This is a genomic window from Terriglobus sp. YAF25 (assembly GCF_052113305.1).
Taxonomy (GTDB): Bacteria; Acidobacteriota; Terriglobia; order Terriglobales; family Acidobacteriaceae; genus Terriglobus.
This window is the reverse complement of sequence record NZ_JBFRCY010000080.1, coordinates 1-9,866: the sequence shown is the minus strand read 5'-3', so window position 1 is coordinate 9,866 and position 9,866 is coordinate 1. Positions and strand designations below refer to the sequence as shown.

General features: G+C 59.2%; 9 protein-coding genes and 1 pseudogene. 4 read left to right on the top strand and 6 right to left on the bottom strand.

What is annotated here, in order from left to right; all coding sequences use genetic code 11:
* The 4 genes and pseudogenes from AB4043_RS05095 to AB4043_RS05080 all read right to left on the bottom strand — a co-directional run.
* Positions 1–213, bottom strand: a pseudogene (locus AB4043_RS05095) (CDP-alcohol phosphatidyltransferase family protein); the annotation flags it as partial.
* Positions 214–333: 120 nt separating this feature from the next.
* Positions 334–807: a GreA/GreB family elongation factor gene (locus AB4043_RS05090; RefSeq protein ID WP_442300532.1), complete on the bottom strand. Its 474-nt coding sequence runs from the start codon at positions 805–807 to the stop codon at positions 334–336.
* A gap of 98 nt (positions 808–905) precedes the next feature.
* Positions 906–1,370, bottom strand: a complete 465-nt coding sequence (gene ruvX / locus AB4043_RS05085) for a Holliday junction resolvase RuvX (RefSeq protein WP_442300649.1) — start codon at positions 1,368–1,370, stop codon at positions 906–908.
* Positions 1,371–1,987: 617 nt separating this feature from the next.
* The gene (locus AB4043_RS05080; RefSeq protein ID WP_442300531.1) at positions 1,988–2,833 is read right to left on the bottom strand and encodes a glycoside hydrolase domain-containing protein; all 846 of its coding nucleotides are present in this window, start codon (positions 2,831–2,833) and stop codon (positions 1,988–1,990) included.
* A gap of 22 nt (positions 2,834–2,855) precedes the next feature.
* On the opposite strand from AB4043_RS05080, the gene AB4043_RS05075 reads away from it, so the two are divergent.
* Positions 2,856–3,386, top strand: a complete 531-nt coding sequence (locus tag AB4043_RS05075) for a YfiT family bacillithiol transferase (RefSeq protein WP_442306607.1) — start codon at positions 2,856–2,858, stop codon at positions 3,384–3,386.
* Between the two features lie 64 nt (positions 3,387–3,450).
* Here the strand turns inward: AB4043_RS05075 and AB4043_RS05070 are convergent, their stop codons facing one another.
* The gene (locus tag AB4043_RS05070; protein ID WP_442306606.1) at positions 3,451–4,428 is read right to left on the bottom strand and encodes a hypothetical protein; all 978 of its coding nucleotides are present in this window, start codon (positions 4,426–4,428) and stop codon (positions 3,451–3,453) included.
* A gap of 129 nt (positions 4,429–4,557) precedes the next feature.
* Here AB4043_RS05070 and AB4043_RS05065 point away from each other — a divergent pair, with 129 nt between their 5' ends.
* From AB4043_RS05065 to AB4043_RS05055, 3 genes are all read left to right on the top strand, one after another.
* Positions 4,558–4,905, top strand: a complete 348-nt coding sequence (locus AB4043_RS05065; protein WP_442300528.1) for a hypothetical protein — start codon at positions 4,558–4,560, stop codon at positions 4,903–4,905.
* Positions 4,906–4,978: 73 nt separating this feature from the next.
* Complete coding sequence (locus tag AB4043_RS05060; protein WP_442300527.1) at positions 4,979–7,492, top strand: TonB-dependent receptor; 2,514 nt, start codon at positions 4,979–4,981, stop codon at positions 7,490–7,492.
* A gap of 179 nt (positions 7,493–7,671) precedes the next feature.
* A complete protein-coding gene (locus AB4043_RS05055; RefSeq protein WP_442306605.1) occupies positions 7,672–9,174 on the top strand; it encodes a CTP synthase in 1,503 nt (500 codons plus the stop codon).
* On the opposite strand, the gene AB4043_RS05050 is transcribed toward AB4043_RS05055, so the two are convergent.
* A complete protein-coding gene (locus AB4043_RS05050; protein WP_442300525.1) occupies positions 9,160–9,624 on the bottom strand; it encodes a hypothetical protein in 465 nt (154 codons plus the stop codon). The genes AB4043_RS05055 and AB4043_RS05050 overlap by 15 nt on opposite strands.
* Between the last annotated feature and the right edge of the window lie 242 nt (positions 9,625–9,866).

Sequence of the window (9,866 nt, the reverse complement as noted above, 5' to 3'; positions counted from 1 at the left end):
GAGTCCAGCACCGATGATCACCAGGCCGGCATAGAGAAACATGCGATCGGCATTCGCACTTCGCGCATATCCAAAGAAGAAGGCGGCGACGATGTTGATGATCAAACCGACGAAGGTAAGCGTGTTCGGGGAGATACGGGAGAGCGCCAGACCGTTCACGATCTTCTGCAGCAACCAGCCACAGGCTCGTCCAAATGCACTTGTCCAGGTCATTGTGTTACCGCTCTCTAGTCTAAATGCCCGCGGCAAATGAGCCAAAATCGGGCCACCGGACGGAAGCAGATAAAGGCGCGCCGCTCCCGTTGGAGAACCGCGCTCAGCCGGTCCGATCTATTATTCCGATGCTTCGTGAATCGTAGTGAGCTTCAGGATCTCCAACTCGCGCTTGCCGCTGGGAGTAACTACGGTGGCGACATCGCCGACTTCCCTACCCACCAGAGAGCGGCCGATTGGCGAGGTTGTCGAGATCAGCCCCTTGGACACGTCCGACTCCTCGCTGGTAACCAGCTTATAGGTCAGCTCTTCGTCCTTACTGGAATCAAAAACGACCACGGTAGAGCCAAAACCGACCTTGTCGTTGGGAATATTCGCCAGGTTGACCAGCGACAACTCGGCCATACGCTTCTTCAACTGGCCGAGGCGGGCGTTCACAAACTCCTGCCGCTGCTTGGCCATGTGGTACTCGGCGTTCTCGCTCAGGTCGCCAAGGGCAACCGCCTTCTTGATCTCAGCCGGCAGCTCGGTCGTCAGCTCGTACTCCAACTGCTTGATCTCTTCTTCGAGCCTCTTTTTGATATGTTCGGGCATTTCGCTTAGAGCCTTTGAAATGAAATAAGCGCTTCCCCGCGCGCTGTTGGAACCACGCGTGGGCAGCGCCCGCATGCGGCTAGTCCTTGGAAACCTGATTATACGACGGGGGGCGTTTCGCGGGCCGCCCGGTAAGCCTTCTCGGCAAGGTAGCTTTCGAGCAGAACGACAGCCGCCACCTGGTCCAGCACCTCTTTGCGGTTCCGCGTCCCATAGCCTGCCTGGTTCAACCGTTCGTGAGCCTCGCGGGTCGTCAGCCGCTCGTCGAAACAGACCACGGCAATGCCGGTAGCCTGTGCAACAGCCGTGGCAAACTCCCGCGATGCGAGGGCACGTTTCCCTTCGGTCCCGTCCATATTGAGCGGCAGCCCGGCAACGATCTCGGTGATCTCATGCTTGCGGACAAGACGAGCGATGTTCCTTGCATCGTCTTTCAGCCGGCTGCGCCGCAGCGTGAACAGAGGCTCAATCGTCACCCCCAACCGGTCCGTCATGGCGAGACCGACAAAGGTGTCCCCGATATCGATCGCAAGTATGCGAGAAAGCTGCGGCTGCGGATCCATATTTGTCACTTTAGAGCGTTTTTCCTGTTGCTGGGTATCCCGGGAAAAGCGTGCATTGGCGTTTTCATTGCGGAAAACGCCCATAGATGCACAAGCCCTCCACTACTACCCACAAGAAAAATGCTCTAACCCTCCGGGACCTGTCACCCAACCCTTCCGGTCCCGGTCACTTCGTTCCACTCGCCGCGGAAAAATCTGCCGCCCGTCCCCCTAATTTTTTCGTCCCGGCTGCCGATAACAAAGTTGAAATCACGTGAAATCAGAGGTTTGCGCTTTGGCCCAATACTTGCACCACTATCCCCAAATCCGGCGAAGGAGAATGTTTAGCTGCATGATGCGCAATCCTGCGACGGCTATTTGCCCCAACTGCCGCCAAGGCCACTTCAACCGCCGGGGGACGGAAACGGCCCTGCAACGGTACTTTTGCCAAATCTTCCGGCTCTTTCCGTGGGCGTGTTCTCAGTGTGAGTACACCGTCTACAGCCGGGATCGTGGCCATGTGCGATACACCCCTAAGGTGGACGGTCTAACCCCAGCCGCAGTCAACGATCGGGTCCTGCGACGTGAACGGTCAGACTCCTGGGCGTAATCCCCAACGCCTCAAAAAGAGATTGTTGTCAGCGTCCTCTGGAAGGGTCAGAGGAGTTGCTGACATTTAAATCGAGATGCACTCCCGGCATCTCGGGGACATAGCAYTCCCCATCGCGGGCGTACGTCTTCGCGCAGCTCGCCGTATTCTCGGGGCGCCGTGGAGACTGGGCAAACTGCCACACCGTCGCATTCGGAGTTCCGCTGTCGCTTAGCCTCGGTGCGTTCAACACACAACCGGGCGCAGGCCCAGCCGGAGCGCAGGTATCCTGCCACACCCACAGCACGACCTCGTGCAGCTTAAGCTTCTTCACCCAGGTGGAGATATCTTCGGCCGTGGTGATGTGGACACCACCACCCTCATCCACCGGCTGTCCGCTGCAGTAGACTCCGGGGGTATATCCCGCGGCTGCCACTGCCTCTGTCCATCCCAGCGTGTAGGCGCGCTGTTCTTCGAACAGGCGTCCCCCCTCTTCCAGGTCCAGAAAGATCACTGCACCTGCGGGGAAACCTTCACGCTTCGCGGCCGCAACYGCCGCAGCACCTTCCCGTTTGCCCAGTTGCTCAGGCTTAACACCGCGTGTCGCGGCAGCCTTGATCTGGGCGTCTCGCTTTCCGTTCCAGAGGATCAGAAAACCATAGCCCAAGCCGCGGATGGTCTCGCGCTTGCCGCCCCAGGTATTACGGGTCTCCCCGGGAGGATTGTTAAGCCAGTAGCCGGTGAAGGCGAAGCGCGATTTTGCGGCGCGCAGAGCGGCGTCTCCAGGATAGTCGTTGCGATCGAAGCCGAGCTTTCCCTGGGCGTGCACCAGCGTGGAAGCACCTATCGCCAGAGCCAATAGAACCCATCGAAACTTCCGCGAAATCACCCGCATATGCCCATGCTACCGTGAGCGCATGACCACTGCTGTCGCCGATCTGCGTTATCCCATCGGGACGTTTTCACGTCCTGAAACCATCACGCCCGCGCACCGTAAGGAAGCGATCGCTGAGATTGCCGCACTTCCGAAGAAGCTCACCGCCGCGCTCGGCCGGCTGAGCGAAGCACAGCTCGATACTCCTTATCGCGAAGGCGGATGGACAATACGTCAGCTGGTGCATCACATCGCTGACTCGCACCTGAACGCCATTACACGGCTGAAGCTGGCGTTGACGGAAGAGAAGCCCGTGATTCGCCCCTACGACGAGAAGGCCTGGGYAGAGCTGCCGGACGCCAGTCTTGACGTGGCCGTCAGTGTCGACCTCCTCAAAGCCCTTCATACCCGCTGGGCCACGGTTCTCGAATCACTCGACGACACTCAGTGGCAGCGCCTGCTGCAGCATCCCGAAGAAGCTGAGCCACGGACGGTGGAAGTGCTCACGCTGATCTACGCCTGGCACTCGAAACACCATGTAGCCCATATCAAGTTGCTAGTTGCTGGTTCCTAGTTGCTAGTTGTCGCTGCTGGTTGTTTTCCAACTAGCAACCAGCAACTAGCATCCAGCAACTGCTTTATTCAATTGGTTTCCGTATCCCCAGCGTCGCCTTCTTCCGTTCCTGCGGCTTAATCGCCTCGCGGTTTTCGGGGGCGTTGGGGTGAACGCCGAAGTCCCATACGCCAAGGTTGATCTCTTTCTCGTTGAGGATCTCCATCAGGGCGTACTCGCCGAAGTCTAGCTGCTCCTTTGGCGTGAGCTTCAGCCAGTGGCCGCCGGGTAGCATCTCGACCGTGGTGGGGATCACATCCTCCTGCCGCTTGGTGGTGCCGATCATCGAGATGTTGAAGCTGGAGACGATGCGCACATCACGGCGCACATCGCAGCGAACGATGACGTAGGTGCTCTTGTCCGATCCGCCCATCGAGACCTGCTGCTGTTTGGCGCCGTGAGTGTTGACCTCGAAGGCGTTCGAGGGCCCGTCCGTATCGTCGTCACCGACACGGATATACAGCGGGCCATCGGGCACATGCAGTTGGATGGGCGAGCGCGGGCCCTTCAGCTCCACAACCTGGTGCGAGGTAGAAAGCGGGTTAATGGCGGCCTTCAGGATGTTGTGCGCCGTCTGCTTATTCAGCTCTCCAGAGGACTGAACCAGCGGCACCAGCTCCGGCGTGCCGTGGAACGTATCCAAAGCAAGGGCCGAGGTGTCCTCCGGCAGACGCAGATTGGGTGCTACCTCAGGAGTCCTGGCGCGCAGGTCAGCCTCCTCCTTCTGGAGCTCGGGGTCGAGTTGCACCTTATTTTGTGCAGCCTGAGCAGCGCCGGGAGCGTGATCCTTCTGGTATCTCTCGGTCGCCTCCCAATCAATCAGGTTGGAAGGTATCTCTTCCTGGCTTCCGCCACGCTCAGCCGAGGTGTAGACAACGTTTTTGCCGGAGATGCGGTAGCTGGTCACTACCTGGTAACTGCCGTCTTTCAGGATGAGATGGGTGCGCTGGGGGCCGTTATAAGGCTGCTGAGCGACAGCCAGATCGCAGCTTAGGCAAGCCAAACCACTGCTCAGGCAGAAGATAAGGGCCAGGGAGCGCGACATTTTCGTATGTAGAAACGTCTTGAACATAGGCAGCCACACGATTAGACGTATCGTGTGTGCTTTCGCAACTGTGATACGGTCAGTGCTATGAGCATGCTACGACAGATCAATACTGGCGAGCGGCGCACATGGATGCGCTGGGTTGCCGTGTTGTGCATGCTCCTGATCATGGTGGCCAGCACAGTTGAGCTGTGCCACACGCACCCAGATTTAGTGAAGCAGTCGCGCGATCAGCGCCAGTCTGCACCCACCGATCATTGCCCGTTATGCGTGGCCATGCACTCGGCGCTGCCCAGTTCCCTGCATGTTGCTCCTGAAGCTGTGGAGCAGGTGGGTACGGTACAGGGACCCGCCATCGATACGCGCCGCCGTCTGCTTTGGGCGCATGGACTGGCCAGCCGTCCTCCTCCTTCCGTAACAACGTTCGCTCTGTAGGCAAGGGCTGCCATCGCTCATCAGCGAAGGCTCCCTTACATGGCGCGTTTTTCACCAGAAGACAGGAGTTCCCATGAAGAAGCTTTTTCTGCTCGTACTGAGCGGAATTGTTCTGCTTTCCGCTCGCGTATACGCCCAGGGTACGGCGGGCAGTGTCAGTGGCATTGTTTCCGATTCCACCGGAGCAGTAATCTCCGGCGCATTGGTCACCATCACTAACCCGGTCAGCGGTCATGCCCAGACCGCCACCACCGGCAGCGATGGCCGCTACACCGTCAGCAATCTTCCCTTCGGCCGCTACCACGCCAGTGCCGCCGCACAGGGATTTCAGCCGCAGGCCTCGGACGTGCAGCTGCGTTCCGCGGCCGCTGCCTCACTCGACTTCCATCTGGCCGTCTTTGCCGGAAATGAGGTCGTGACGGTCGAAGCCGATGCCGAAGACCTGATTAACCGCGATCCGGTTGCCAGCACCGCTATCGACCGCAGTCTCTATGAGAAGCTGCCGACCGAGAGCACAGCCGCTCCGCTCAGCTCGCTGATTACACTCAGCACACCGGGCATCGCCTCGGACTCGAACGGCCTCTTCCATCCGATGGGCGAGCACGCCGACACCACCTACTCCATCGACGGCCAGCCGGTCAGCGACCAGCAGAGCCGCGTCTTCGGCAACCAACTCAGCGTGAATGCCATTCAGTCGGTCAATGTGATTGAGGGCATTCCCCCGGCAGAGTACGGCGATAAGGCCAGCCTGGTGGTGCAGACCACGACCCGTTCCGGACTCGACTCCAAGCATCCAACTGGAACCATCTCGGCCAGCTATGGCAGCTTCGGATCGGCAACGCTCTCCGGGGCAGTCGGCATCGGCACCCAGCACTTCGGCAACTTCGTCAGCCTCGACGGCGTCAACAGCGGCCGCTATCTGGATACGCCGGAGTTCCGTCCGCTGCATGCGCACGGCAACAACCAGAACTTCTTCGATCGCTTCGACTTCAAACCCGACGACCGCGATACCTTCCAGCTCAACCTCTCTGCATCTCGCTCGTGGTTCCAGACACCAAACCAATACGACCAGGAAGCCGCCGGACAAGATCAGCGCGCCAAGATCCTGAGCTACAACATTTCGCCGAGCTGGACCCACGTGCTCAACCCCAGCATGCTGTTCAGCGTGAACCCGTACCTTCGCCAGGACAACTTCCACTACTATCCGTCGGACAACGTCTTCAACGATCTGCCGGCGACGCTGTCACAGTCGCGCCGCCTGCAGAACGCCGGCATCAAGACTGACTTCTCCTGGACCAAAGGCATTAACACGCTGAAGGTAGGCGCCAACTTCTACCACACCTTTCTGCATGAGGGCTTCTCGCTGGGCATCACCGACCCCAGCTATAACGATCCCACCAGCGCCAGCTATAACCCAAACCTTGCTCCCTACGACCTGACCCGCGGCGGCTCTCTCTACCGCTTCAACGGCCGTACCGATGTCAAGCAAGAGGCTGTCTACGCGCAGGACTCGCTGCTGTGGCGCGGTATCGAGCTGCAGCTTGGAGTCCGTGCGGACAACTATAGCGGCCTGAGCAGCCGGTCGATGGTGCAGCCGCGTCTCGGTCTCAGCTACCAGGTCAAGCAGACCAACACGGTACTGCGCGCCGGCTACGGCAAGCTGTTCCTGACTCCGTATAACGAGAACCTCATCGCATCGAGCTCGACCGGCGTCGGCGGCCTCTCCAACGGTGTCTTCGCCGCAGAAGCGTTGAAACCTGGCGGCCGCGACCAGTACAACGTCGGCTTCGAGCAGGGCTTCGGCAAGCACTTCGTCGTCAGCGGGGAGTACTTCTGGAAGTACACCGACCGTGACTTCGACTTCAGCGTATTGTTCAACACGCCGCTGGCCTTCCCGATCCAGTGGAAGAAGTCGAAGATCGATGGTTTCGGTATCAAGGTCAACGTACCGAACGTCAAAGGCTTCTCGGCTTACTCTGTTCTGGGTCATACCCGTTCCCGCTTCTTCGGGCCGGAGGTTGGCGGCATTCTGTTCAACGACCCCGGCGTGACCGATGCTACCGTCTTCCGTATCGATCATGACCAGGCCTTCCAGCAGACCACGCATCTGCAATGGCAGCCGAAGAAGGAAGGTGGATGGGCTGGCCTGACCTGGCGGTATGAGAGCGGTCTGGTCGCCGGCAATGCACCCTTCGCCACCGATACCACTAGTCCAGTGGATCTGACCTACCTGACCGCTGATCAGCAGCAGCAGATCGCGCTGACCTGCAACGGAGTGCGCGCCACGATGAACGCTCCGCTCTCGAGCTGCGCCCCTAACCTGCTTTCCTCACCTCTGGTCTCCATGCCGGCGCCGGGGACGGAGAACGATGACCGCAACCCGCCCCGCATCGCTCCGCGCACGATGTTCGATGCCGGTCTGGGATGGGACAACCTTTTCCATAAAGACCGAATCAAAACGAACATAAGCCTGGCAGTTGTGAATCTGACAAACAAGTTCGCACTCTATAACTTTTTGTCGACGTTCAGCGGAACACACTTTGTTTCGCCACGCACAATCAACGGGCAGGTGTCGTTCAACTTCTAATAGCCCTCCCCCGGTTTCGTTCGAGTTGCCCTCCCCCGGCACCTCAACAACGGTTGGGTGACACCACAGCGGCTCCGGAGCGAACCTCCGGAGCCGTTTTGTCTTCAGCGAAACCAGCTATAATGGATCGTGCACCCCTGCGGAGCCAATCCTGAACAACTGAATATGTGGAGGCGGAGATGTCAGCGAAATACATCTTTGTAACGGGCGGAGTCGTGTCTTCCCTGGGTAAGGGGCTTTCTGCTGCCTCAATCGGCAGCCTGCTGGAGGCGCGTGGTCTTAGGGTCAACCTCATGAAGTTTGACCCCTACCTGAACGTCGACCCCGGCACCATGTCCCCTTTTCAGCACGGCGAGGTCTTTGTCACCGACGATGGAGCCGAGACCGACCTTGACCTGGGCCACTATGAGCGCTTCACCCATGCCCGGCTGTCGCGCGACAACAACCTTACCAGCGGCCGTATCTATGAGCAGGTCATTACCAAGGAGCGCCGCGGCGACTACCTGGGCAAGACCGTGCAGGTGATTCCCCACGTCACCAATGAGATCAAGAGCGCCATGCGTAAGGTCGCAGCCGACTGCGACATCGCCATCGTCGAAATCGGCGGTACGGTCGGCGACATTGAATCGCTGCCCTTCCTCGAAGCCATCCGCCAGATGCGGCAGGATCTTGGACGCGACAATACCTGCTTCGTCCACGTGACCCTGGTTCCCTGGATCGCCGCCGCGCAGGAGCTGAAGACCAAGCCCACGCAGCATTCCGTTAAGGAGATGCTCTCCATCGGTATCCAGCCGGATGTGCTGCTCTGCCGCAGCGAGCGCAACCTGCCTCGCGACATGCGCTCGAAGATCGCCCTCTTCTGCAACGTGGAGGAGGCTGCCGTCATCGCCGCCCGCGATGTCGAGACCATCTATGAGCTGCCCCTGGCCTTCGCGGCTGAGAAGGCCGATGAACTGATCCTGAAGTACCTGCGCATCGACGCCAAGCCTGCCGACATCTCCAAATGGCGGGACCTGGTGCACCGCGCCCACAATCCCAAGGACGAGGTCCACATAGGCATCGTCGGCAAGTATGTGGAGTACGAGGACAGTTACAAGTCGCTGAAGGAAGCCCTGATCCACGGAGCTCTGCATCACAACCTGAAGCTGCGCGTTACCTGGATTGAAGCCGAAGGCCTGGAGACCGAAGACGCCAGCTATCGTGAGCAGTTGCGGGACTTCGACGGCATCCTGGTGCCCGGCGGCTTCGGCAAGCGCGGCATCGAGGGCATGCTCAACGCCATTCGTTATGCGCGCGAAGAGAGAGTTCCCTACTTCGGTATCTGTCTGGGTATGCAGACCGCCTGCATCGAATACGCCCGCAACGTCTGCGGTCTGGCCGGAGCCAACTCGGGCGAATTTGACCCCGCGACGCCGCACCGCATCATCTATAAGCTGCGCGAACTAATCGGAGTGGAAGAGATGGGCGGCACCATGCGCCTGGGCGCCTGGACCTGCGTGATGGAACCGGATTCGCTGGCCGCCAAAGCGTACGGAGCAACCGAGATCAGCGAGCGCCATCGTCATCGCTACGAGTTCAACCGCGAGTACGAAGGCTCAACAGGTGTTCACATAATAGAAAAGCACCGCGATAAGCGGTGCTTTTCTATTGCGGACAATATCGTCTTCCTAGCGGCCGGATAGAGCTCCCACCAGGTCCACCACATCGGCGATGACGCGGGTAGTCGGGTTATAGGCCACTACATAGCCCTCGTAGTAGCCATACCGGTATCCCGGGGGAGGCGGCTGCAGGCCGCTGTAGTAGGCCGGAGGTACCGTCTGTATCACATAGGTACGAGGGACTGCATAGCCGGCATAGAAGTTCGGGCGACGACGACTTTGCCACCGACGAGCATCCTGCTCGTAATATCCACGGAAGTGTTCACGCTCGTCACCGCGGAAGCGCCAGTCCATCTTTTTGGCCTGGCCCGGTGGGAGATCGCCGCGATCCATCTTCTTAGCCTGGCCTGGCGGGATTCCGCCGTCCATCTTTTTAGCCTGACCGGGCGGCAGGCCACCGTGACCCGGTTGCGCATATGCGGTAATCGCAGTGGCAGCCGCACATAAAAGCACAACACGAAGAGAAGATTTCAAGGGGGCGAACATTTTTCTACCTTTCTCCTTACTACTTTCATTAGATGCAATTTTCTGTTCAGCCACCATGAAAAACGCGCATCCAACTTCTTGCCATGGTTGAGCAACAGAAGCGAAGCGGACGGGCTGGGCGCCTCATTTTGGCGCTGGTCATTGTCTTTCTGGTGGGATCAGCAGCGATGATCCTCTATCTGCGGCATGCGGTGACAGGAGCCTCCGGCCGCATCGCTTCCCTGCTGCTC